The following is a 22,720-nucleotide window of genomic DNA, read 5'->3' on the forward strand; positions in this document are numbered from 1 at the left end:
TGCTTGAATGATAGCCATGACGGCAGCGACGGACGCGTTCCCGCAGCCGGTCGAGCGCGAACTGGTGACCGGCGAGGCCGTCACCCTCGACGTCAAGCCGGCCAGCTACATCCTGCGCGCCGCGGGGACCTTCATCGACTGGGTCGTCTACATGCTCGTCATGCTGGGGTGCGTCCTGCTGCTGGTCGCGACCGGCGGCGGCCTCGACGAGGCGTTGGTCCGGGCACTCGTCATCCTGATCCTGGTGCTCGGGACGGTCGTCATCCCGATGACCGTGGAGCTGGCCTCCCGTGGGCGGTCCCTCGGCAAGCTCGCCGTCGGTGCGCGCATCGTGCGCGACGACGGCGGTGCCATCGGCTTCCGCCACGCGTTCATCCGGGCGCTCACCGGAGTGCTGGAGATCTTCCTCACCGTCGGCGGCATCGCAGCGCTCGCCGGCCTCTTGAACACGAAGTCCAAGCGGCTCGGCGACCTGCTCGCGGGAACCTACAGCCAGCTGATCCGCGTGCCGGTGCCGAAGCCGCTCCCGCTGTATCTGTCTCCCGCGCTCGCGGCGTGGGCCACGACGGCCGACGTCGGTCGTCTGCCCGATCGGCTCTCGCGCCGGATCGCGCAGTTCGTCCGCCAGGCCCCCCAGCTCACGCCGGCGGCGCGCTACGGGCTGAGCACCGAGCTCGCGCGCGAGGCGTCCTCGTTCGTGTGGCCCCTGCCCGACGTCGACGCCGAGACGTTCCTCGTCGGCGTCGCGCTGCTGCGCCGCCAGCGGGATGCCCGCGGCCTCGCCCTCGAGCAGCAGCGGCTCGATCGGCTCGCCCCGGTGCTGGAGGGGCTTCCGCACGCCTTCCCCGACCGCTAGGAGCATCGTGACCGAGAATTCACCGACCGAGTTCCGCGCGCACTTCGACGCGACCGTCGCCTTCGCGAACGGCGGCGGCCTCAGCGCCCAGGGCTTCCGGCTCGACCTGCCCTCCCCCGATCTGACGGAGGAGGACATCGCACGCCTCTTCGTCCAGCATCTCGGGCTCGCGCTCGTGGCCGAGGTTCGCCTGGACGGGGTGCGGATCGTGGAGGAGCAGCACCGGGGCAGTCGCGGCATCGAACCGCCGGAGGCTCCCCGGGAGCGGCGGATCGTCGATCTCAGCCATCCCATCCGTGCCGGTCTCATCACCTACCCCGGCTTTCCCGCGCCGGTCATCACCCCGCACCTCACTCGCGAGGATTCGCGCTCGAAGTACGCTCCGGGCACCGAGTTCGCGATGGATGTGATCACGATGATCGGGAACACGGGGACCTATCTCGACAGCCCGTTCCACCGCTACGCGGACGGTGGCGATCTCGCCTCCCTCGATCTCTCGACCCTGGTCGGCCTGCGCGCGGAGGTGGTGCACGTCGCCGACGCCACCGACCGTGAGGTCTCTGCCGCCGTCTTCTACGACCGCGACGTCGCCGGTGCGGCGGTGCTGGTGCACACCGGCTGGGACGCGCATTTCGGCACGCCCGCGTATGCCTCGGGCGCTCCCTATCTCGGGGAGGAGGCGGCCTCGTACCTGGTCGCGCAGGGCGCGCTCCTGGTCGGCATCGACTCGCTCAACATCGACGACACCGAGGGCGGCGGCGCGCGCCCCGTCCATTCCGCGCTCCTGGCCGCCGGGGTGCACGTCGTCGAGCATCTCACCGGCCTCGGCGGCCTTCCGGCCCGCGGCGCCCGCTTCACGGCTGCACCGCCGGCGGTCGAGGGTTTCGGGACGTTCCCGGTCCGCGCGTTCGCGGAACTCTGACCCGGGTCAGTCGTGCAGGATGCGCTGGAACAGCACGTGATCCTGCCAGCGCCCGGCGATCTGAAGGTAGTGCGGTGCGACCCCGATGCGCTCGAAGCCGGCCCGCGTGAGCACGGACTGCGACGCGTGGTTCGCCAGCAGGGTCGCCGCCTGCACGCGGTGCAGTCCGTATCCGAGTGCCGCCTCGAGCACGGCGGAGAGCGCCGTCGATGCGAGTCCCTTGCCCGTGTGCCCCCGGTCGAGCCAGTAGCCCACCATGGCGCTCTGGAACGCGCCGCGGACGACGTTGCTCAGGTCGACGCCGCCCGCGATCTCATCGCCGTCGACGAGGACGAGCGGCAGAGCGGAGTCGAGATCCCGCAGAGCGAGCAGCTCACGGGTGCGCGCGAGCTGCCCGGGCGCGGTGAAGAACTCCTCGGTCCGGGTGGGGTCCCACGGCGCCAGGTGACCGCGGTTGCGGACATAGGCTGCGGCGAGGGCCGCGGCATCCTCTTCTCTGCGTACGCGCAGGGTGAGTCCGCCGGGCAGCTCGCGATCGTCGAATTCGAGTGTCATCAGTAGCGGTAGTGATCGACCTTGTACGGGCCGTCCACCGGCACACCGATGTACGCCGCCTGCTCGTCGGTGAGCACGGTCAGCTCGACGCCGAGGGCATCGAGGTGCAGCCGCGCCACCTTCTCGTCGAGATGCTTCGGCAGCACGTACACGCCGACCGGGTAGTTCTCGCTCGACACGTAGAGCTCGAGCTGTGCGAGCACCTGGTTCGCGAAGGAGTTGCTCATCACGAAGCTGGGGTGACCGGTGGCGTTGCCCAGGTTCATCAGCCGGCCTTCGGAGAGCACCAGGACGCTGCGCCCGGTCGGCAGCCGCCATTCGTGCACCTGCGGCTTGATCTCGATCTTCTCGGCTCCCGGGAGGGCTTCGAGCGACGCCATGTCGATCTCGTTGTCGAAGTGGCCGACGTTGGCGACCACGGCGAGGTGCTTGAGACCGAGCAGGTGGTCGAGCGTGACGACGTTCAGGTTGCCCGTGCCGGTCACCAGGATGTCCACCTGGTCGACCACCGATTCCAGCCGCGCCACCTGGAAGCCGTCCATGGCCGCCTGCAGGGCGTTGATGGGGTCGACCTCGCTGACGATCACCCGCGCTCCCTGACCGCGGAGCGCCTCTGCGGCTCCCTTGCCGACGTCGCCGTAGCCGGCGACGAACGCGACCTTGCCGCCCATCAGCACGTCGGTCGCCCGGTTGAGGCCATCGGGGAGGGAGTGCCGGATGCCGTACTTGTTGTCGAACTTGCTCTTGGTGACCGAGTCGTTGACGTTGATCGCCGGGAAGAGCAGGTCGCCCGTCTTGGCCAGTTCGTACAGGCGGTGGACGCCGGTGGTGGTCTCCTCCGTCACGCCGATGATCCCGTCGGCCACGCGCGTCCAGCGATCGGGCGACGCCGCCAGCGATTCGCGGAGCACGGAGAGGATGACGCGGTACTCGTGGCTGTCGCCGTCGGCATCGTCGGGAACGGCACCGGCGGCCTCGAACTCACGGCCCTTGTGGACCAGCAGCGTGGCGTCGCCGCCGTCGTCGAGGATGAGGTTCGGTCCGGTCCAGTCGGCGCCCGCTGCCTGGGCTTCCGCGCTCCAGTCGAAGATCTGCTGGGTGCACCACCAGTACTCCTCGAGAGTCTCGCCCTTCCACGCGAACACCGGCACGCCGGCGGGGGCCGCCAGTGTTCCCTCGGGCCCCACCGCGACGGCGGCCGCGGCGTCGTCCTGGGTGGAGAAGATGTTGCAGCTCGCCCAGCGCACCTGGGCGCCCAGGGCGACGAGGGTCTCGATCAGCACCGCCGTCTGGACGGTCATGTGCAGCGACCCGGCGATCCGCGCGCCGGCGAGCGGCTGCGACGCACCGAACTCCTCGCGGAGCGCCATGAGTCCCGGCATCTCGTTCTCGGCGAGGCGGAGCTGGTGACGACCAGCGGCGGCGAGGGAGAGGTCGGCGACCTTGAAGGGCAGGGCTGTCTCGGAGACGGTCGAAGCTGGCATGGCACCCATTCTCGCATTGCGCGGGCGGGCGCGTGTGCTCCGTGACGAGCGGAGCCGGTCAGGCTCGGATGAGCGCGAGCACCTCGTCGCGGATCCGCGCCATCGTCGCGGTGTCGGCGGCCTCCACATTGAGCCGGAGCAGCGGCTCGGTGTTCGAGGAGCGCACGGAGAACCACCAGAACGGCTCATCCTGGCCGACCTGGCCGATGACCGTGAGGCCGTCGAGCTCGTCGAACTCGGCCCGGCCGGTGAACGCCTCGACGACGCGCGTGAACGCCGACGGGACGTCCTCGATGGTCGAGTTGATCTCCCCCGACATCGCGTACGGCGAGAAGGCCGCGGCGAACTCGGAGAGCGGCCGCTCCTGAGCGCCGAACTCCGCGAGCAGGTGCATCGCGGCCAGCATGCCGTTGTCGGCGCTCCAGAAGTCCCGGAAGTAGTAATGCGCCGAGTGCTCGCCTCCGAACACGGCTCCCGATTCGCGCATCGCGTCCTTGATCAGGGAGTGGCCGACGCGGGTGCGCAGCGGTGTGGCGCCCGCCGCCTCGATCGTCTCGGGGACGATGTTGGAGGTGATCAGATTGTGGATGACGGTGATCTCGGCGTCGGGGTCGGCCGCGCGTGCGCGGGCGATCTCGCGCAGCGCCACGATCGCGGCGACGGCCGACGGGGTGACCGCGTCGCCGTTCTCGTCCACGACGAAGCAGCGATCGGCGTCGCCGTCGAAGGCGAGGCCGAGATCGGCTCCGTGCTCCACGACGGCCTTCTGCAGGTCGACGAGGTTCGACGGCTCGAGCGGGTTGGCTTCGTGGTTGGGGAACGTGCCGTCGAGCTCGAAGTACAGCGGGATGATCGTGATCGGCAGAGCGGGGAGGCCCGCGGTCTCGCCGAGGACGGAGGGGACCGTGAGCCCGCCCATCCCGTTGCCCGCGTCCACCACGATCGTGATCGGCCGGATGCCGCGCAGGTCGACGAGCGAGCGGAGGTACGCCGCGTAGGAGGCGAGCACGTCCTCTTCGCGGTACGAGCCCGTCGCCGCCACGGGGACGATCCCGTCGGACAGGAACGCTGCCGCGCGATCGCGCACCCCGCCGAGCCCGGTCTCCATGCTGAGCCCCTGTGCGCCGGCACGGGAGAGCTTGATCCCGTTGTAGGTCGCGGGGTTGTGACTGGCCGTGAACATCGCGGCGGGGGCAGCGAAGGCGCCGGAGGCGTAGTAGGACTCGTCGGTCGAGCAGAGGCCGATGGAGACGACGTCCGCGCCACGCGCCTGGGCGCCGCGCGCGAACGCCGCGGCGAATCCCGGCGAGGAGTCGCGCATGTCGTGCCCGACGACGAGGTCGCCGCCGGCCGCGCCGACCTCGTCGACGAAGGCGGCTCCCACCGCTTCCACCACCTCGGGCGTCAGCTGGTCGCCGACCAGGCCCCGGATGTCATAGGTCTTGACGACGGCGTCGAGCTGGCGGCGGAGGGAGTCGGTATCGCGTCGGTTCACGACCCATAACCTACTTCACCGAAGACCTCGTGTCGCACGATGCTCCAGCCTTGGGGTGCGGACAGGCGCTCGGCGTGGATAGCGCAGAGATCGTAGGTGTGCGGCTCGTGCGAGAGGCTGAGCGGGCCGAGAACGGCCATCGAGTCCGCGTATACGTAGGTGAGCGTCGCAACGGCATCGCGCGGGCACGCGACACGGGAACACGGACGGCTCAACATCGCGCTCAGACTACCCGAGCCCGTCCGACGTAGGATGGCGACATGCCCCGCAATCGCCGCACCAGCAGCCAACCGCCGGCGACCAGCCGGTGGCGCAGCCGGCACGGGCGCGGCGCGCGAGGGCCGGTCACCGGACCGCATCTGCCGATGCTGCAGAACCGCATCGACTTCTTCGACATGACGGTCGCCTCCACCGCCGACTATCTCAAGGGCGTCTGGCCGGAAGAACTGGCCGACGTCCATTTCGAGGTGGCGGCGACGCCGATCGGCAACACCGGCACCGACGGGGTGGACCGCTGGCGCGTCGACCACGCGCGCCGGCGCGTCGTGCTCTACCGCGTCCCGATCCAGCGGTTGACGAAGCTGCACCGCGAGGACGACATCCATCGGCGCATGTACATCGAGGGCTGCGTGTTCCGCGCCGTCGCCGAACTGCTCGGCAAGGACCCGTGGGACCTCGCCCCGGATCGGTTCCGTCACTTCTGACGCGGAGTCCGCTCAGCGCGGGTAGACCACGATCGGGGACGCGAGGGGACCGGGCGGTGCCAGCGGCAGCGTGGCGTTCGCACCCGGGGCGTCGAAACTGATGCTGCCGCGCAATCCGTCGGCGTCGGAGATCGTGTACTGGGTGGCTCGCACGGCGATGTTCGCTGCGCCCTCGGCCGGCACGACGAGCCGCGCCGGCGCGCCGGACACGGACTGGACGCTGACCGTGCGGTCCTCCTCGCCGGGGTTGGCCAGATGGAGGGTCGCGGGGGCGCCGTCCGGCACCGTGGCGAGGAGCGTGGACGCCAGCGGGTCCGAGGAGACGAACCACGCGAAGTCACGCTTGGCACCGGCGATGGTGGTCGTCCGGGCGGCCACGACGACCGGCACGGACGAGTTCACCGTGACCGTGTAGCTGCCGTCCTTGAGATCATCGAGCGGGATCTCGGCCACGTTTCCGGCCTTCACGGTCTGAGCGTGCGAGGTTCCCGCGGCGGTGCCCTCCTCCCCCACGACGCCGACCGTGACATCGGCGTCGGTGGTTCCCGGCACGAAGATGCGCAGAGCAGGGAACTCGACCCCGACGCTCTCGCCGGACTCGGCGGCGGTCACCGCGGCGAGGCTGGCGATCGTCACACCGGAGATGATCTGCTGGCGCGAGGGGCCACCGGTCGCGCCGGTGAGCTCGACGCCTTGCGGCTGGATGCCCTGCTCGTAGCTCTGCTGCATGGTGGCGACGACCTCGCCGCCGGAGGTCTGCACGTGCACGACGGGCGCAGCGGCCCCCGGGGCCAGACCAGCGAGCGGGACGACCTTCTGCCCACCGGCGGGGACGGTGATCCCGGTCGCGCCGGGGGCGCTGATCGTCCCCGTCTCGCTGTAGATGCTCAGCGACACCGTCGCGTCGACCGAGGTCGGGTTCGCGAGCAGCAGGAGGCTGGTCTGACCGAGAGCGGTCGATCCGGCCACGAGCCAGCTGTCGGCCGACGGCTCGGCGCAGGCGGCCGCTGCGAGGCCGGCGAGGTCGTCGGATGCCGCCGTCTCGAGTTGAGCGCCCGCGAAGAGCGGAGGCGCGGTGGCCCCCTGGGGCGTCGAGACCGTCAGGGCCTGCGGCGCCTGGTCGCGGGAGTCGGCGTCGGAATCCGGCTTGAGGCTGCGCACCTGGACATCCGGGCCGTCCGTGCCGTAGCTGCTGCTCGCCTGACCGATCGGGCTCGCCTGTGTCGCCGATCCGGCATCCGCTGCGAGGGCGAGGACGGGCCCGGGACACACGCGCTGCTGGTCGGCGGCGACGGGCCGGACCGTCTTCGAGGGCGCACCGATGGCGAAGTCCGGCAGCGGGAGCAGGGTCGCTCCGGCGATGGCGACGACCGCGACGGCGGCGCCGATGAGGCCTCCGAGCGCGCGGGCGCCGATCCGGGCGAGTCCACGTCTGTCAGCCACGGTCGCCTCCTTCGTCGGTCACGGGGCGGGGTCGGATGATCGTCTCCTCGAGTCCGTCTTCGAGTGTCGTCGCCTGCTCGTCCACGATGGGGACCGGGCGGGTGGGGAGGCGCGGTTCGTCGTCCGCGGGCGGCTCCGCGGCCTCGTCGGAGACCGGGGCTGCGACGGGGAGGACCACGGCGACGGGCGCCTGCCCGACGAGCGGGACCCGGTCGGCGGCGGCAGGCACGGGCGGGGCGGCAGGCGGGGCCACGAGCGGTGTGGGCGGCACTGCGGGCGGTCCAGCCTGCAACGTCGCCTCCGGCTCCGGCTCCGGGCTGTGCTCGGACTCGGGCTCGAGGTCGGGCTCGGGTTCGGGTTCGGGTACGGGTACGGGTACGGGTTCGGCCTCAGGGGCGGGCTCCGCGATGTGGGCCTCGTCCTCGTCGGCCGATTCGATCGCCGCCTCGTCGTCCGGCTCGGCGTCGTAGGAGTCCAGGCTCTCGTCGGCGATCGTCTCCTCGCCCTCGACGGGATGCTCCGGCCGATCGTCGGGCTCCACCGCGACGACGTCGCGGCCTCGGCCCTGCGCACGCCGGGCGTTCAGCTCGGCAACGCGGTCGGCCGAACGCGTCGTCGGGATGGACATGAGCAACGTCACCCCGATGACGACGCCCTGCACGAGCAGGACCAGGAGCCGCCAGATCCCTCCGGCGTCGGCGGGGATGGCGGCGGCGGCGGGCACCGCACCCGTTCCGCGGTCGAACGCCCACAGACGTCCGGTGGCGGTGTCGCCGACGGTCGCCAGCACCGGGTTGGCGTCGAGGGCGACGGTGGCACGGGTCTGCGTGGCCGCCCCTGTGGTGGTGTCGCCGCCGTCGAGGGCGGTGGCGGGCGGCGAGAGCAGCACGAAGTCGATGCCGAGATCGCTGAGCTGCTTGGTGGCGTCGTAGCCGCTCCGAGAGGCGAGGTTGCCCGCGAGCGTCGCCAGGCCGCTCTGCTCCGCGGTCACCGTGCGCTCGGTCGAGCTGAGGGTGGATTGATCGTCGAGTGTCTGCCCGGCGCCGCGCACCACCTCGGCGGCGATGCCGCCGTCGGGCTGCGGAGTCAGGCGGAGCGTCCCGGTCCGCGGCTGGGTGGATGCCTTGGCCGTGACGACCGCGGGCATCGTGCGTCCGTCGCTCTCGGCGATGACGGCCTTGCCCTGGACCGTCAGGATCGCGACCGGCGCCACTGCCGCAGCGATCGCCACGAGGGCGACCCATGCGGGGTAGACCGCTGCGCGGCCGAGTGCGGAGAGGGCGAGCACGGCGGCGGCGGTGAGGCCGAGCCAATAGAGGCTGACGGCGGTCCCCGGCCAGATCGGCACGACGGTGCCGCCGGTGACGGCGACCTGGAGGTGCAGGGCGCCGACGGCCGTCACGAACCCGGCGAGGGCGACCAGGAGCGCCACGATGGCGCGCACCGTCCCACGCAGGAACAGAGCGAGGAGCGCCAGGATACCGAGCGGCGCGAGCAGGATCGCCACGGCGATCGTGGGCGCGTGGGAGAAGGCGTCCACGCTCAGCAGGGTGTGCCAGCCGCCGAGGAGTCCGTCCGGGAACCCGAGGGCGAGCTGCCACGCAGGCGTCTGACGCGCATCCACGGGGACACCGGGATCGGCCAGGATCGACAGCCACGCCCCGCGCGAACCCTGCTGCCAGATCAGCGGGGCGAACAGCACGATCGTCGGCAGCGGGATGAAGACGATCCGCGCGGCACGCCGCCCTGCGAAGACGATCGCGGCGATCCATACGACGAGGAGGGCGGGAAGGAGGATGGGCGCACAGGCCGCCGTCGCGGCGGCCAGGAGGGCGGTCGTCGCGCTCGCCGCCCACGACCGTCGGGCCGCGAGCCCGGCGAAGAACACCCAGGGCAGCAGCAGATGCGTGAGGACGGCCGACGGGCGGCCATCTTGCATCGCGATGAACATCGTCGGCGCGAACGCGTACACGAGCGCCCCGAACACCCGCAGCATCGTGCGGGAGGTGAGCCGTGCTGCGGCGAGCCACGCCCCGAGTGCGGTGAGTGGGAGCGCAACGATGTACAGGACGACCAGCGACAGGGACGGCTGCCAGAACGTCAGTGAGCCGAGCACCGCCAGGACGGCGGAGAACGGGTCGGCGGCGCCTGTGAATCCGAGACCGACATCGCGCCAGCCGTATCCGAGGTTCGCCCACAGCTGGCCGACCGACGTGTCGAGCGGGAGGAGGCCGCCGCCGCCGAGCGCCCCGGAACCGGCGAGCGGGAAGAACAGGAGCGCACCGGCGACGAGGGCGACCAGCACGGTCCAGCCGCCTCCGGTGCCGAAGAAGTCGAGGTCCTGCTTCTCGCCCTGCTGCGAGACGAGCGCCGCCTCGCGCTTGAGCGCGCGAGCCCGCCGCACTTCGGCGAACGGGATGCGGAGCGGCGCCACCGCCGCCCACGTCACCGTGCGGCTCTTGGCCAGCCGGCGGCGTGCGTTGCCGACCGCCATGCCGGAGAACGCGACCCGGAACGCCGCGGCGAGCTCGCCGCCGATCGATCCCGGCTCCTTGCGGAGCAGACGCAGGAGCGACCGCAGGATCGCGAGCGGGACGAGGCTCAGCCAGTGGAACGGCACCGCCCACCCCGGCGCGTACGCCATCCGGCGATGCAGCTGCGCGGCGCGGCGCTCGGTGACCAGCCGTCGCCGGGTGCGCCATTTCGGGGAGAGGTTGGGACCGGCCAGGCCGTCGCCGCCGATGGCGACCCGGGCCTGTGCGACGAGCGTGACGCGGTAACCGGCCAGGCGCGCCCTGGTGCAGAAGTCGAGACCGTCGTCGGCGGTGGGAAGCGCCGGGTCGAAGCCGTCGAGGGCCTCCCACAAGGTCTGCCGCACGAGCATCCCGGCGGACGAGACGGCCAGCACGTCGCTCAGGCCGTCGTGCTGCGCCTGATCGAGCTCGTTCTCGACCAGGGGCACCGCTGCGCCGAACGGCGTCATCGCCTCGCCGAACTCGCGGATGAACGCCGGGTCGTCGGCGTCGACGAGTTTGGGCCCGACGACGGCGACCGACGGGGAGACTTCGAGAGCGGCCAGCAGAGCCGCCAGGGCCTCCGGCTCGGGAGCCGTGTCGTGTGCGAGCAGCCAGATCAGCTCGTCCGACGAGGTCGTCGGGGGGAGGACACGGATCGCCGTCCCCACGGCCGCTCCGAAGGCGAGCCTCTCGGGGATGGAGAGCAGCTGCGTCGGCCCGGACTCCGCCAGCAGGCGGGCGGCGTCGTCGGTCGACGCACAGTCGACGGCGATCACGGCGTCGGGTTTCCTCGTCTGAGCCGCGAGGGCGTCGAGAGTGCGCTGGAGGCGGGGGCCGCCGCTGTGGGCGACGACGATGGCGGTGACTCTCGGATACATCGGAGTCAGCCTAAGTTGGGGTCACGCCGATCCCGGTAGTGCGTCGGGCGCGGCGTGGATTCGACGAGCTTCTGCCCGGGTCAGCCGGCGCGCTTGCGGAGCTTGCGGCGCTCCCGCTCGGAGAGGCCGCCCCAGATGCCGAACCGCTCATCGTTGGCAAGAGCGTATTCGAGGCACTGCGACCGGACCTCGCACGATGTGCAGATGCGCTTGGCGTCGCGCGTCGAGCCGCCCTTCTCCGGGAAGAAGGCCTCCGGGTCGGTCTGCGCGCACAGGGCGTCCGTCTGCCAGGCGAGCGGATTCTCCTCCGCGTCCTCGACGTTCGACCGCACTCCCGGCACCCCGAGCCGGACCGGATCGATGAACCAGTCGTCGGGTACCCCAGAACGATATTCAGGAACTGTCATATCGGTCTCCCCACCCCTCAACTGCTGGGACACGCGAAAGACGTGTCGGGATAATTACACCGTTGTCATTCGCTCCCGTCAAGTCGCGAATCGTAAAGCCTTAAGCCGTAGTCGAGACTTCACGACGCGCCGAGGGTCGACAACAATCGCGACACGCCCGGGCGTTCTACCCCCGCCGAAGCGGCTTCAGGATGCTGCCTGGCGTGCTTCCCAGGCGCTGCGCACCATCTGATCGAGGCTGTGTCGCATCTTCCAGTCGAGATCGCGCGCGGCGAGCTCACCGGAAGCCACGATCCTCGCCGGGTCGCCCGCACGTCGAGGCCCCACTTCTGGGGTGAAGGCGATACCGGTGACATCGGCGACCGTCGACATGATCTCCCCGACGCTCACCCCGTCACCGCTGCCCAGGTTGTAGACGGGCTCGATCGACTCCCCCGCGTCCAACCGCTTGGCCGCGGCGACATGCGAGACGGCGAGATCGGCCACGTGGATGTAGTCGCGCACGCACGTGCCGTCCGGCGTCGGGTAGTCCGTCCCGTTGATCCGCGGAGCGCGGCCATCGACGAGCGCGTCGAACACCAGCGGGAAGAGGTTGTGCGGGCTGGTGTCGCGCAGAGCGGGATCGCCGGAGCCGACGACGTTGAAGTAGCGCAGCGAAGTGTGGCGCAGGCCCGCTGCGATGCCCTGACCGCGCAGCAGCCACTCGCCGATGAGCTTCGACTCGCCGTACGGCGACTCCGGGCTCTTCGGCGTCGTCTCGGTCACGATGTCGACGTCGGGGGTGCCGTAGACCGCGGCCGACGACGAGAAGACGACGGCGTCGACGCCCGCCTCCTGCATCGCGGCGAGCAGCACGGCGGTCGCCGTCACGTTCTGCTCGTACGTGTGCAGGGGGCGCTGGACGGACACGCCTGCGTACTTGAACCCCGCGACGTGCACGACGCCGCTGATCGCGTTCTCGGCGAAGACCTTCTCGAGGAGCGCCCCGTCGAGGATCGTCCCGCGGTAGAACGGCACGCCGGCCGGAACGAAGTCCTCGTGGCCGCTGGAGAGGTCGTCCACCACCACGACGTCGATGCCCTCGTCGCGGAACGCCCGCACCACGTGCGAGCCGATGTAGCCTGCTCCTCCGGTCACCAACCACGCCACGACGGTCCTCCTGCTCTGCTCACCAACTGAGTGCAGGGGAAACCCTATCGCGGGCGGGTCAGACGAACGCCGCCTCCCCGGTGATCGCGCGGCCGACGATCAGAGTGTTCATCTCGCGGGTGCCCTCGTACGAGTAGAGGGCCTCGGCGTCGGCGAAGAACCGGGCGACGTCGTAGTCGATCACGATGCCGTTGCCCCCGAGGATCTCGCGGGACCACGCGACGGTCTCGCGCATGCGGGACGTGGCGAACGCCTTGGCGAGTGCCGAGTGCTCGTCGCGCTGCTTGCCGTCGTCGAGCATCTGGGAGACCCGGATGCACAGCGCGATGGACGCGGTGATGTTGCCGATCGACTTCACCAGGAGGTCCTGGATGAGCTGGTGCTTGGCGATCGGCTTGCCGAACTGGACGCGTTCCTTCGAGTACTTCAAGGCGGCCTCGTAGGCGCCGATCGCGACACCCACCGACGCCCACGCCACCTCGGCGCGGGTCAGCCGCAGCACGGCAGCGGTGTCCTTGAAGCTGTTGGCGTTCTGCAGTCGCAGCGACTCCGGGACGACCACGTCCTCCAGGGTGATGTCGGCGTTCTGCACCATGCGCAGCGACTGCTTGCCCTCGATCTTCGTCGCCGTGTAGCCGGGGGTGGAGGTCGGGACGATGAAGCCCTTGACCTGGCCGTCCTCCGCGCTCTTCGCCCAGATCACCGTGATGTCGCTGAAGGTCGCGTTGCCGATCCAGCGCTTCGAGCCGTTCAGGATCCAGTTGTCGCCGTCACGGGTGGCGACGGTCTGCAGACCCTGCGCCGAATCGGAGCCCGACGTCGGCTCGGTGAGCCCGAAGGCGCCGATGACCTCGCCGCTCGCGAGCTTCGGGAGCCACTCGGCACGCTGCTCGTCGGAGCCGCAGACGCCGACGGCGCCCAGCGCCAGTCCGTTCTGCACGCCGACGTAGGTGCTCACCGACGCGTCCACTCGAGCGAGCTCGAGAGCGACCCAGCCCCGGAACACGGCCGAGTTCTCGAACGCCGCCGTCTCGGGGAAGCCCAGGCCGATCGTCCCGGTGCCGTGCAGCACCTCGACGATCTGGTGCGGGAACTCCGCGCGCTCCCAGTACTCGTTGACGATCGGCTTGATCTTCGTCTCGAGCTCGGAGCGGAGGTTCACGATGAACTCCTTCTCCCGCTCGCCGAGGAGGTCCTCGAAGCCGTAGAAGTCGCTCGCGAGTGTCTCGAAGGCCATGTCTGCTCCAGTGCGTCCAGGGGTCGGCGGGCCGCGATGCGGCCAGCGTCAGCCTAGGGACCGGCGACGGCTCGCACAAAGCCGTTGGTAGTTTGATCTAACCGGACCGAAGGGAAGACGACGGATGTTTGTGCGCATCGGCAACACGCCGCGGGACTACGCCTGGGGATCGCGCACCGCGATCGCCGACCTGCTGGGCACCACGCCCAGCGGCGCGCCGGAGGCGGAGCTGTGGCTCGGTGCGCACGCCGGGTCGCCGGCGCGCATCCTCGACCCCGCTCAGACGGGCGGGGCGGCCGACCTCGCGGCCTGGCCGGAGACGGCCCACCTTCCGTACCTGCTCAAGGTCCTCGCCGCGGCCGGTCCGCTGTCCCTGCAGGCGCATCCGTCCTCCGCGCAGGCGCGCGCCGGCTTCGAGCGCGAGAACGCGGCGGGGCTCGCCCCGGACTCCCCCGAACGCAACTACAAGGACCCGTTCCACAAGCCCGAGCTGATCTTCGCCCTCTCCGATCCGTTCGAGGCACTGTGCGGTTTCCGCGACCCGGCGGTCAGCCGGAGCGTGCTCGACTCCCTGGCCGCGGTGTCCGGCGACCAGCGGATAGCAGCCTTCGCCGAGACCCTCTACGGCGAGCCGGACGTCGTGCTGCGCCGCGCCACCGAGTGGCTGCTCGGCGGAGACCCCGCCGTCGCAGGCCTGGTGGAGGCCGTGGTCGCCGCCGCGCAGGACCCGGTCGATCGCGACGCCGGCACGGTGCGGATGCTGTCGGCCGCCTTCCCGGGCGACCCCGGGATCGTCCTCGCCCTGCTCCTCAACCGGGCGACCCTCCGGCCGGGGCAGGTGCTCTACCTGCCGGCGGGCAACATCCACGCCTACCTCGACGGTCTCGGCATCGAGCTGATGGCCGCCTCCGACAACGTGCTCCGCGGCGGGCTCACGCCTAAGCGCATCGACGTCCCCGAGCTGGTAAGCGTGCTCGACTTCTCCCCCATCGTGGCGACGCCGCTCGCACCGGAGCAGCCGGCCGCCGGCGTCGAGGTCTTCCGTCCCGACGTCCCCGACTTCGCCCTCGACCACGTGGTCGTCGGCGGCGCCGTGGCATCCGCCCCGGTTGAGCTTCCCGGCACCGCGCTCGCCCTGTGCACGTCCGGCGCGGTCGAGCTCACGGGGTCGACCGGAGCCCTCGGCCTGGCCCGCGGCGAGGCCGCCGTCGTGACCGCCGACGAAGGCCCGCTGACCGTCACCGGCGCGGGAACGCTCTTCGTCGCGACCCCCAACCGGTGAACCCGCGCGGCCGTGTCGGCTATCCTGCCCGGGTGACCACCGCTTCCTCGCCGCTCGACGCGCGCGCCCGCGCCGCCCGGGCGACCACGGGGACGGCCGCCTCCGTCTTCGCCTCGCTGCTGCTCTTCACGCTGTTCGCCGGCGACTTCTGGCGCAACCTCATCAGCTGGCCGGGCTACTTCGTCCTCGCGGCACTGCTCGCGACCGGGAGCGTCGTGTTCCTGATTCGTCTGCGGCCGGCGTTCCGGTGGCGCAAGACTCCCAAGACGCTGCTGCTCTTCCTGCTGCTGGCGGTCGTGTCCATCGCCTGGTCGGCGTATCCCGGCGCCAGCGCCCTGGGCGTGCTCGCCCAGCTCGCCACGACGGCGGGTGCCGTCTTCCTGGCGCTGTGCCTCAGCTGGCAGGGCCTGGTCGCCGCTTTGAGCAATGCGTTCAAATGGGTCCTCGGCCTCTCGCTGGTGTTCGAGCTGGTCGTCGCGATCGTCGTCCGGCAGCCCGTGCTGCCGCTCACGCCGATCCAGCCCGTCCCCTCCGGCAAGCTGCCGTCGGCGTTCTACTGGAGTCGCGACCTGCTCTTCCACGGCGGGCCGATCCAGGGGATCCTCGGCAACAGCAACCTCCTCGCGATGGTGGCGCTCCTCGCCCTCATCGTCTTCGGCATCCAGCTCGCGGACCGGGCGCCTCGGCGCGGCGTGGTGATCGCCTGGCTCGTCGTGGCCGCGCTGACGCTGGCTCTGACCCGGTCGTCGACGGTCATCGTCGCAGCCCTGGTCACGGCCGTCGTGCTGGGCTTCGCCCTGTGGACCCGTCGGGTCGGCCCGGAACGGCGGCGCCCCGTCTCTGTGACGGCCGCGGTCGCCGCGGTCGCCGTCGTCGTGCTCGTATCGGTCTTCGCCTCGCGGATACCGGCCCTCCTGGGCAAGAGCGAGGACCTCACCGGCCGGCTCGACATCTGGGACAAGGTGATCGGCCTGGCGCAGCAGCGTCCCGTCTTCGGCTGGGGCTGGGTGAGCTACTGGGCCCCGTGGGTGTCCCCGTTCCACGACCTTGCCGAACGCAACGGCGTCGTCTACCTCCAGGCGCACAACGCGTGGCTCGACGTCTGGCTCCAGGTCGGCATCGTCGGTCTGGTGTTCTTCGCGCTGCTCGTGATCAGCACCCTGTGGCGCTCGTGGTTCACGGCCGTCGACCGGCCCCGGGTGGACGTCGCCGACCGCCTCCCGTACACCGCCTACACGCTGCTCCCCCTGCTCCTGCTCGCCGCCCTGCTCGCCCAGTCGCTCGCCGAGAGCCGCATCCTGATCGAGGCGGGCTGGACCCTCCTGGTGGTGCTCGCGGTGAAGACGAAACAAGCCGCACCGTAGGATTCCAGGTATGGCCGAACCGCGCAGCCCACGGGTCCCCGCCGCGGTGACCGAGTTCTTGGGATCGGCACGCTTCAACTCCGCGCTCGCCGTGCTCGCGGTCGGCACCGCGTTCTCCACCCACGCGATCCGCGCGCTGATCGGCTGGCCGGGCCTCATCGGAGCGCTCTCCGTCCTCGCCGTGCTCGCCGCCCTGTCGTTCGTCGCGCAGTGGCGGCTGATCGAATGGCACGGCCTCCTCCCGGTCTCCGCCCTGCTCTTCGTGGGCTGGTGCGCGCTGTCGATCCTGTGGAGCCAGTACCAGTGGGCGACCCTCGCCGGGGTCATCTATCAGCTGCTGTTCGCGTTCCTCGCCGTGTACATCGCGCTGGTGCGCGATGCGATCCAGATCGTGCGCGTCGTCGGAGACGCCCTCCGATTCCTGCTCACCGTCTCGCTCGCCCTCGAAGTCCTGAGCGGGCTCCTGCTCGACCTGCCGATCGCCTTCCTCGGCATCCAGGGCAACATCGCCTCGGGCGGGCCCATCCAGGGACTCTTCGGCACGCGCAATCAGCTCAGCATCGTCGCGCTGATCGCATTCGTCACCTTCCTCGTCGAGCTGCGCACGCGTTCGGTGCGGCCTCCGAAGGCCGCGTACTCGATCACTCTCGCCGTGCTCTGCATCCTGCTGGCGCACTCCCCCGTCATCGCCGCGGTGTCCCTCGTCGTCGGCCTGGCGACCCTGGCGCTGTACCTGATGCGCAAGGTCCCCGCGCATCAGCGTCCGTACGTGCAGTGGGGCCTCGCGGTGCTCACGATCGCGGCCCTGGTGGTCGCCTACATCTATCGCACCCGGGTGATCGATCTCCTGAACGCCCGCGCGGACTTCCAAGTGCGCTATCAGCTCTGGATCCAGATCTGGGAGCTGATCCCGGTGCAACAAGGAGTCGGCTGGGGCTGGGCCGGAGCATGGCCGACCGACCTGTACCCTTTCACCGCGATCCAGTCGGCGACCGGGGCGTATCACTCGGACGGCCTCAACGCCTACCTCGATGTCTACCTGCAGGTCGGCATCATCGGTCTCCTGCTGTTCATCGCGCTCGTCGCACTCGCGTTCGTTCGCTCGTGGCTACTCGCCTCCAACCGGCGCAGCGTCGTGTACGCGTGGGCTCCCCTCGTACTCGTCGCCCTGCTGGTGACCAGCGTCTTCGAGAGCTCGATCCTGGTCGAGGCAGGTTGGATGCTTCTGATCGTCTGCACGGTCAAGGCCTCGCAGGGGATGAGCTGGCGGTTGCGGCTGCCCCGCCGCGACGGTGCGTGAGCGACGGGTCCTGACCGTCTAGGGGCGACGGAGGAGGTCGCGCACCACGTCCATCCGGCCTTGACTCGCGAAGCTCCCGTACAGCCCGGCGCGCGCCATCCGGAGCACCGTGGGGACCCGCCGAGGCCGCGATGAGGGCAGCTCGGCACGCCGCCGCTCGAATGCGGCCTTCGCGTCGGCGAGTTCGACGAGGGACGGTGCGACGTCCAGGGCCCGCAACCGTTCCGCGAGCACCGCGAACTTGGCCGCGAGAAGCCGATTCCGGGATCCGTCCGCGTCGAGCACACGCCCGACCTTGTTCCTCAGGGTCGGCGCCGCCACCCCGATCTCGTTCGAGCCGTGCAGCCGATAGTCGACCGTCGGGCGACGCACGACTCCGACCCGCGCGGTCGCCGCCGCGATGACGGCGAGCCATTCGTCGTGGACCCACTCCTCGGGGAACGGCAGGGCCTGCTCGAGAAGGCTGCGGCGGAAGACGACCGTCGCGCCCGTGGCCAGGTTGCGGCGGAGCAGCGTCTCGAACCCGCGCGCCGACTCCTCCTCGTCGAGGACGTCGGCGGAGACCTCGAGATAGTCGAAGAGCGTGCTGCCGAGCGGGGCCCCGTCGGCATCCACCAGCCGCGCATCCGTGTGGACGAACGCGACCTCCGGGTGCGCCTCCAGCACGCCGAGCACGGTGTCGAGCTTGTCGGGATGCCAGACGTCGTCCTGATCGCTCAGCGCGACGATCTCGGCGGTCGTGGCGCTCACGGCCTGCTCGAAGTTGCGCACGACACCGAGGCCCGGCGCATTGCGGAGGAGCTGGAACGCGACATCGCCGGGCATCGCCGCCGCCGCCTTCTCGACGAGCGCGATCGTCCCGTCCGATGACGCGTCGTCCGACACCACGATCTCGCGGACGGCCGTCGACTGCGCCAGGATGCTGCCCAGCTGCTCCTCGACGTACCGTTCGCCGTTGTAGGTGCACAACGCGACGGAGACCGACCGGCGGAGGTCGCTCATCCGTCCAGTGCCCTCAGATCAGCGTCGACCATGAGGCCCACCAGCTCCGCGAAGCCGAGGGACGGTCGCCAGCCGAGCGCGCGCAGACGCGCTGCGTCGCCGATCTGCCGGTTGGGCTCCGCCGGACGGAAGAAGGCGGGATCTACGCCGACCAGCGGCTCCCACTCCTCGATGCCGACGTGCCGGAACGCGGCGTCGACGAACTCCCGCACCGAGTGGGACTCCCCCGACGCGACGATGAAATCGCCGGGGCGTTCGGCGCGGGCGATCAGGAGCAGGGCGTCGACGTAGTCCGGGGCGTAGCCCCAGTCGCGCTCGGCGTCGAGGTTGCCGAGCGTGAGCCCGTCGGACAGCCCTCGCGAGATCCTGGCCACCTCGCGGGTGATCTTGCGCGATACGAAGCTCTCCGGTCGTTCCGGGGATTCGTGGTTGTAGAGGATCCCCGAGGAGGCGAAGAGCCCACGGTCACGGAAGACCCGCACCATCGTCTGCGCGAACGCCTTGGCCGCCCCGTACGGCGAGACCGGGCGCAGCGGCGTCTGCTCGGTCTGCGGCACCTCCTCGGCGTCGCCGAAGACCTCCGCGCTCGATGCCTGGACGAAACGCACGTCGTGCCCGCTCTGCGTGAGGTCCCAGGCGGCCTCCATGAGCGACACCGGGCCGACGCCCAGGACGTCGGCCGTCTCGGCCGGCTCCGCCCAGGATCGCGCCACTGACGTGATCCCGGCAAGGTTGACGATGTGGGTCGGGCGCAGCTCGGCGACCAGAGCCGTGGTCGCGGCCGCGTCCGTCAGGTCGACGACATGGCCGACGGCCACGGGCGCGCGCCGCGCGAGCTCCTCCGCGCTCGATCGGGTGCGCACCATCGCGTGCACCTCGGCCCCGTCAGCGGCGAGACGGCCGAGCATGTAGCGACCGTCCTGCCCGCCGGCGCCGGTGACGAGGAACCGCTCGGCGCTCATCGCCGGTGCTCGTGCGCGAACCGGTAGGCGTCGAGGTGCATGTCGCGGCAGCGCTCCCAGGTGAAGGACTGCGCGTGCCGGACGCCCGCCTCGGAGAGCTCCGACGAACGCTCCAGCGCCGACAGGATGCCTGCGGCGATCGCGTCCGGATCGGTCGGGTCGAACACCACGGCCGCGTCGCCGACCACCTCCGGCAGCGAACCGGCGTCGGACGCCGCCACCGGGCACCCGGATGCCATGGCCTCCAGCGGCGGCAGTCCGAATCCTTCGTAGAGGCTCGGGAAGACCATCGCGCCGGCACGTCGGTAGAGGTCGCGCAGCTCCTCGTCCGACACGAGGCCGCGCCGGTCCACCCAGTCGGGGACGTCCCCGAGGGTGTCGAGACCTCCCCCGGTCAGCACGAGCGTCAGCTCCGGATTCGAGCGTCGGGCGATCTCCACGGCCTGGAACAGGCGGGCGTGGTTCTTGTGCGGCCAGCCGCGGGCCGGATACAGCACGAAATTCTCGCGCTCGCCCAGGTGGGGCACGAAGCGGGACGTGTCGACGCCGAGGTAGGCCACGAAGATCCGCTCGGGATCGAGTCCGAGCTTCTCGACCATGCCGTCCTTGGCGAACCGGCTGATCGTCACGATGGCGTCGGCGCGTCGGGCGAATCCCTCGTAGAACGGCTTGCGGTACTGCAGCTCCGCCCTGCTGAAGAGCTCGGGGAGCTCCAGGTGCTGGATGTCCAGGAGGGACTGGACCGTGGACTGTCCCTTCCCCGGCTTCGGCGCCGGGACGGTGAACGGGTAGTGCACGACGTCGAACGCCTCGAACCGGCGCCGGATCGACGCCGCCCGGAGCTGCAGACCCGCCACGGTGCGCAGGCGGTCGACGGTTCCCCCGCCGGCGTGGACCCCCGCGACGATCTCCTCGGGGATCCCCTGGCTGAACCCCTTCGACGCCTCGGTGAGGAACACCGAGGCGTCGACGTCATCCCGACCGGAAAGCTGCTCGGTGAGGGCGCGCGCGTAGGTCTCGCTCCCGCCCATGCCGCCACGGACGAGCGTCAGCATCGAGAGGGCGACGCGCAGCGGACCGTCGGCCCGGTCGACGGCTCCGCTCACGCGGGCTCGACGGTGTCGATCCACGAGGAACCGCCGGCCGCGAGAGCGGCGATGTCGGCGTCCACCATGATCTCGGCCAGGCGGGGCGTGAGCACCTTCGGCGTCCAGCCGAGGACGTCCTGCGCCTTCGAGAAGTCGCCGATCAGGGAGTCGACCTCGGTCGGACGCAGGTAGCGGTCGTCGAAGCGGACGTACTTCTCCCACTCGAGACCGGCGCGCTCGAATGAGAACTGCAGGAAGTCCTTGACCGTGTACGCGGTCCCGGTGGCGACGACGTAGTCGGCCGGCTCGTCGGCCTGCAGCATGCGCCACATGGCCTCCACGTACTCGGGGGCGTAGCCCCAGTCGCGGACGGAGTCGAGGTTGCCCATGAAGAGTTCGCTCTGCTCGCCCGCCGCGATGCGGGCGACCGCGCGGGTGATCTTGCGGGTGACGAAGGTGCCGCCGCGGCGCGGGGACTCGTGATTGAAGAGGATGCCGTTGCAGGCGAAGATGTCGTAGGCCTCGCGGTAGTTGCGCGTGATCCAGTACGAGTACACCTTGGCGACGCCGTAAGGCGAGCGCGGGTAGAACGGGGTCTCCTCGTTCTGCGGCGGCGGAGTCGCACCGAACATCTCGGAGCTGCTCGCCTGATAGAAGCGCGGGTGGACGCCGGCCGACCGGATCGCCTCCAGCAGTCGCACCGTTCCGAGCCCGGTCACGTCACCGGTGTACTCGGGCTCGTCGAAGCTGACCCGGACGTGGCTCTGCGCCGCGAGGTTGTAGACCTCGTCCGGCTGGATCTCGTTCAGGAGGGTGACGAGCCGCGAGCCGTCGGTCAGGTCGCCGAAGTGCAGCTTCAGGCGCTGGTCGTCCGTGTGGTCGTCCTGGTAGATGTGGTCGATCCGGTTCGTGTTGAAGTTCGAGGCGCGGCGGATCAGGCCGTGGACCTCGTAGCCCTTCGACAGCAGGAGCTCGGCGAGGTAGCTGCCGTCCTGCCCGGTGATGCCCGTGATGAGGGCTCTCTTCGGCGTGCTTTCCGTCATGACCAACCTTTTCCGAATCCCTGATGAGCGCGTGCGCATCGCGCCAAAACACCAGCCAGCATAGTCGAAGCGGTCGGCGCCGCTCCTCCCGGCGATCCACGCGGATTCGTGCTGGCGGGGCGACCTTGCTACCGTACCGGGGTGACGCTGGACATCATGATGCCGTTCTATGGGCGGTTCGACCATTTCAAGGCGGCCGTCGAGAGCGTCCTCGCACAGGACGACCCGGACTGGCGTCTCGTCATCGTCGACGATGTCTATCCGGACCTCGCACCGGGCAAATGGGCGCAGTCCCTCGGCGATCCCCGCGTGGAGTACATCCGCAACGAGCAGAACCTGCGCCCGAGCCGCAACTACCGCAAGTGCGTCTCTCTGGCGCGCACATCGCACGTCGTCATCATGGGCTGCGACGACTTGATGCGCCCGGGCTACGTCCGCCGGATCGCGGAACTCCTCGATCGATTCCCCGACGCCGACATCCTCCAGCCCGGGGTCGAGGTCGTCGACGAGGATGGGCACGTGCACCGTCCGATCGGTGATCGCGTCAAGTCGTGGCTGCGCCCGAGCGGAAGCGGTCCGCGCAGTTATGGGGGCGAAAGACTTGCGCGCAGCCTTCTCGGCGGCAACTGGACCTACTTCCCGTCGCTCGTGTGGAAGACGGAGGCGCTTCGCACCCACCTGTTCCGGCTCGACCTCGACGTGGTGCAGGACCTTGCCATGCTCCTGGACATCACGCTCGACGGCGGGACGCTGGTCCTCGACGACGAAGTCGTGTTCGCCTACCGGCGACACGCGACGTCGGTCTCGGCGGTGACGGGCCCGGACGGTTCCAAGTTCGCCCAGGAGCGTGAGCTCTTCCAGGAGTTCGACCGGCGCTGTCGAGCACTGGGCTGGCGACGCGCCGCCGGAGCTGCTCGCCGGCACTGGTCGTCGCGGCTCAGCGCCGCCACCGAGATCCCCGCAGCGCTGCGTGCCAAGAACGCCGACGGCCGGCGGTCGCTGCTTCGACACGTCTTCGGTCGATAGGATCGGA

General features: G+C 70.5%; 19 protein-coding genes and 1 pseudogene. 7 read left to right on the plus strand and 13 right to left on the minus strand.

The features are described 5' to 3' along the window. Positions 1-16: 16 nt before the first annotated feature. Positions 17-856: an RDD family protein gene (locus ACFVU2_RS14205; protein ID WP_387875418.1), complete on the plus strand. Its 840-nt coding sequence runs from the start codon at positions 17-19 to the stop codon at positions 854-856. A 7-nt stretch (positions 857-863) separates the two neighbouring features. After that, positions 864-1,778, plus strand: coding sequence for a cyclase family protein (locus ACFVU2_RS14210; RefSeq protein ID WP_387875421.1), 915 nt, complete (start codon positions 864-866; stop codon positions 1,776-1,778). Positions 1,779-1,784: 6 nt separating this feature from the next. Here the strand turns inward: ACFVU2_RS14210 and ACFVU2_RS14215 are convergent, their stop codons facing one another. The 4 genes and pseudogenes from ACFVU2_RS14215 to ACFVU2_RS14230 form a co-directional block, all read right to left on the minus strand. After that, positions 1,785-2,333 carry a GNAT family N-acetyltransferase gene (locus ACFVU2_RS14215; protein WP_387875423.1) on the minus strand — a complete coding sequence of 183 codons (549 nt, stop codon included), beginning with the start codon at positions 2,331-2,333 and terminating at the stop codon, positions 1,785-1,787. Then, positions 2,333-3,817, minus strand: coding sequence for an adenosylhomocysteinase (gene ahcY / locus ACFVU2_RS14220; protein WP_387875426.1), 1,485 nt, complete (start codon positions 3,815-3,817; stop codon positions 2,333-2,335). Before ahcY ends, ACFVU2_RS14215 begins: the two co-directional genes overlap by 1 nt. A gap of 58 nt (positions 3,818-3,875) precedes the next feature. Continuing rightward, the gene (locus ACFVU2_RS14225; protein ID WP_387875428.1) at positions 3,876-5,312 is read right to left on the minus strand and encodes a phosphomannomutase/phosphoglucomutase; all 1,437 of its coding nucleotides are present in this window, start codon (positions 5,310-5,312) and stop codon (positions 3,876-3,878) included. A gap of 32 nt (positions 5,313-5,344) precedes the next feature. Further along, positions 5,345-5,530 (minus strand): annotated as a pseudogene (locus ACFVU2_RS14230) (DUF3499 family protein); the annotation flags it as partial. Between the two features lie 42 nt (positions 5,531-5,572). On the opposite strand from ACFVU2_RS14230, the gene ACFVU2_RS14235 reads away from it, so the two are divergent. Next, positions 5,573-6,016, plus strand: coding sequence for a metallopeptidase family protein (locus ACFVU2_RS14235; protein ID WP_387875430.1), 444 nt, complete (start codon positions 5,573-5,575; stop codon positions 6,014-6,016). Between the two features lie 12 nt (positions 6,017-6,028). On the opposite strand, the gene ACFVU2_RS14240 is transcribed toward ACFVU2_RS14235, so the two are convergent. The 5 genes from ACFVU2_RS14240 to ACFVU2_RS14260 form a co-directional block, all read right to left on the minus strand. Beyond that, positions 6,029-7,459 carry a DUF5719 family protein gene (locus ACFVU2_RS14240; RefSeq protein WP_387875432.1) on the minus strand — a complete coding sequence of 477 codons (1,431 nt, stop codon included), beginning with the start codon at positions 7,457-7,459 and terminating at the stop codon, positions 6,029-6,031. Then, a complete protein-coding gene (locus tag ACFVU2_RS14245; RefSeq protein ID WP_387875434.1) occupies positions 7,452-10,853 on the minus strand; it encodes a glycosyltransferase in 3,402 nt (1,133 codons plus the stop codon). The genes ACFVU2_RS14240 and ACFVU2_RS14245 overlap by 8 nt, the downstream gene beginning before the upstream one ends. An 80-nt stretch (positions 10,854-10,933) precedes the next feature. After that, complete coding sequence (locus ACFVU2_RS14250) at positions 10,934-11,260, minus strand: WhiB family transcriptional regulator (RefSeq protein ID WP_387875437.1); 327 nt, start codon at positions 11,258-11,260, stop codon at positions 10,934-10,936. A 186-nt stretch (positions 11,261-11,446) separates the two neighbouring features. Then, complete coding sequence (gene galE / locus ACFVU2_RS14255) at positions 11,447-12,409, minus strand: UDP-glucose 4-epimerase GalE (RefSeq protein ID WP_387875440.1); 963 nt, start codon at positions 12,407-12,409, stop codon at positions 11,447-11,449. A 58-nt stretch (positions 12,410-12,467) separates the two neighbouring features. After that, a complete protein-coding gene (locus ACFVU2_RS14260) occupies positions 12,468-13,646 on the minus strand; it encodes an acyl-CoA dehydrogenase family protein (protein WP_387875443.1) in 1,179 nt (392 codons plus the stop codon). A 124-nt stretch (positions 13,647-13,770) separates the two neighbouring features. On the opposite strand from ACFVU2_RS14260, the gene manA reads away from it, so the two are divergent. The 3 genes from manA to ACFVU2_RS14275 are packed head-to-tail and all read left to right on the plus strand — an operon-like array spanning position 13,771 to position 17,592. Further along, positions 13,771-14,928 (plus strand): mannose-6-phosphate isomerase, class I, encoded by a 1,158-nt coding sequence (gene manA, locus ACFVU2_RS14265; RefSeq protein ID WP_387875445.1) that lies wholly within the window; start codon positions 13,771-13,773, stop codon positions 14,926-14,928. 32 nt (positions 14,929-14,960) lie between these two features. Beyond that, the gene (locus tag ACFVU2_RS14270) at positions 14,961-16,292 is read left to right on the plus strand and encodes an O-antigen ligase family protein (RefSeq protein ID WP_387875448.1); all 1,332 of its coding nucleotides are present in this window, start codon (positions 14,961-14,963) and stop codon (positions 16,290-16,292) included. Between the two features lie 10 nt (positions 16,293-16,302). Further along, positions 16,303-17,592, plus strand: a complete 1,290-nt coding sequence (locus ACFVU2_RS14275; protein WP_387875451.1) for an O-antigen ligase family protein — start codon at positions 16,303-16,305, stop codon at positions 17,590-17,592. Positions 17,593-17,610: 18 nt separating this feature from the next. Here the strand turns inward: ACFVU2_RS14275 and ACFVU2_RS14280 are convergent, their stop codons facing one another. The 4 genes from ACFVU2_RS14280 to gmd are packed head-to-tail and all read right to left on the minus strand — an operon-like array spanning position 17,611 to position 21,687. After that, positions 17,611-18,594, minus strand: coding sequence for a glycosyltransferase family 2 protein (locus ACFVU2_RS14280; RefSeq protein ID WP_387875453.1), 984 nt, complete (start codon positions 18,592-18,594; stop codon positions 17,611-17,613). Then, positions 18,591-19,556 (minus strand): GDP-mannose 4,6-dehydratase, encoded by a 966-nt coding sequence (locus ACFVU2_RS14285; protein ID WP_387875456.1) that lies wholly within the window; start codon positions 19,554-19,556, stop codon positions 18,591-18,593. The genes ACFVU2_RS14280 and ACFVU2_RS14285 overlap by 4 nt, the downstream gene beginning before the upstream one ends. Next, positions 19,553-20,662, minus strand: a complete 1,110-nt coding sequence (locus ACFVU2_RS14290; RefSeq protein ID WP_387875459.1) for a glycosyltransferase family 4 protein — start codon at positions 20,660-20,662, stop codon at positions 19,553-19,555. Before ACFVU2_RS14290 ends, ACFVU2_RS14285 begins: the two co-directional genes overlap by 4 nt. Continuing rightward, on the minus strand, positions 20,659-21,687 hold the full coding sequence (gene gmd, locus ACFVU2_RS14295; RefSeq protein ID WP_387875462.1) for a GDP-mannose 4,6-dehydratase: 1,029 nt from the start codon (positions 21,685-21,687) through the stop codon (positions 20,659-20,661). The genes ACFVU2_RS14290 and gmd overlap by 4 nt, the downstream gene beginning before the upstream one ends. A 141-nt stretch (positions 21,688-21,828) precedes the next feature. Here gmd and ACFVU2_RS14300 point away from each other — a divergent pair, with 141 nt between their 5' ends. Beyond that, positions 21,829-22,713, plus strand: a complete 885-nt coding sequence (locus ACFVU2_RS14300; RefSeq protein WP_387875465.1) for a glycosyltransferase family 2 protein — start codon at positions 21,829-21,831, stop codon at positions 22,711-22,713. The last annotated feature ends 7 nt before the right edge of the window (positions 22,714-22,720 follow it).

Origin of the sequence: Leifsonia sp. NPDC058194 (genome assembly GCF_042883605.1) — a bacterium.
Lineage (GTDB): Bacteria > Actinomycetota > Actinomycetes > Actinomycetales > Microbacteriaceae > Leifsonia.

What these genes read in the sequence shown, in the direction of transcription:
- ACFVU2_RS14205 (WP_387875418.1), top strand. Translation starts at nt 17, where the DNA reads ATGACGGCAGCGACGGACGCGTTCCCGCAGCCGGTCGAGCGCGAACTG.
- ACFVU2_RS14215 (WP_387875423.1), bottom strand. Translation starts at nt 2,333, where the DNA reads ATGACACTCGAATTCGACGATCGCGAGCTGCCCGGCGGACTCACCCTG.
- ahcY (WP_387875426.1), bottom strand. Translation starts at nt 3,817, where the DNA reads ATGCCAGCTTCGACCGTCTCCGAGACAGCCCTGCCCTTCAAGGTCGCC.
- ACFVU2_RS14235 (WP_387875430.1), top strand. Translation starts at nt 5,573, where the DNA reads ATGCCCCGCAATCGCCGCACCAGCAGCCAACCGCCGGCGACCAGCCGG.
- ACFVU2_RS14245 (WP_387875434.1), bottom strand. Translation starts at nt 10,853, where the DNA reads ATGTATCCGAGAGTCACCGCCATCGTCGTCGCCCACAGCGGCGGCCCC.
- ACFVU2_RS14250 (WP_387875437.1), bottom strand. Translation starts at nt 11,260, where the DNA reads ATGACAGTTCCTGAATATCGTTCTGGGGTACCCGACGACTGGTTCATC.
- ACFVU2_RS14260 (WP_387875443.1), bottom strand. Translation starts at nt 13,646, where the DNA reads ATGGCCTTCGAGACACTCGCGAGCGACTTCTACGGCTTCGAGGACCTC.
- manA (WP_387875445.1), top strand. Translation starts at nt 13,771, where the DNA reads ATGTTTGTGCGCATCGGCAACACGCCGCGGGACTACGCCTGGGGATCG.
- ACFVU2_RS14275 (WP_387875451.1), top strand. Translation starts at nt 16,303, where the DNA reads ATGGCCGAACCGCGCAGCCCACGGGTCCCCGCCGCGGTGACCGAGTTC.
- ACFVU2_RS14280 (WP_387875453.1), bottom strand. Translation starts at nt 18,594, where the DNA reads ATGAGCGACCTCCGCCGGTCGGTCTCCGTCGCGTTGTGCACCTACAAC.
- ACFVU2_RS14285 (WP_387875456.1), bottom strand. Translation starts at nt 19,556, where the DNA reads ATGAGCGCCGAGCGGTTCCTCGTCACCGGCGCCGGCGGGCAGGACGGT.
- gmd (WP_387875462.1), bottom strand. Translation starts at nt 21,687, where the DNA reads ATGACGGAAAGCACGCCGAAGAGAGCCCTCATCACGGGCATCACCGGG.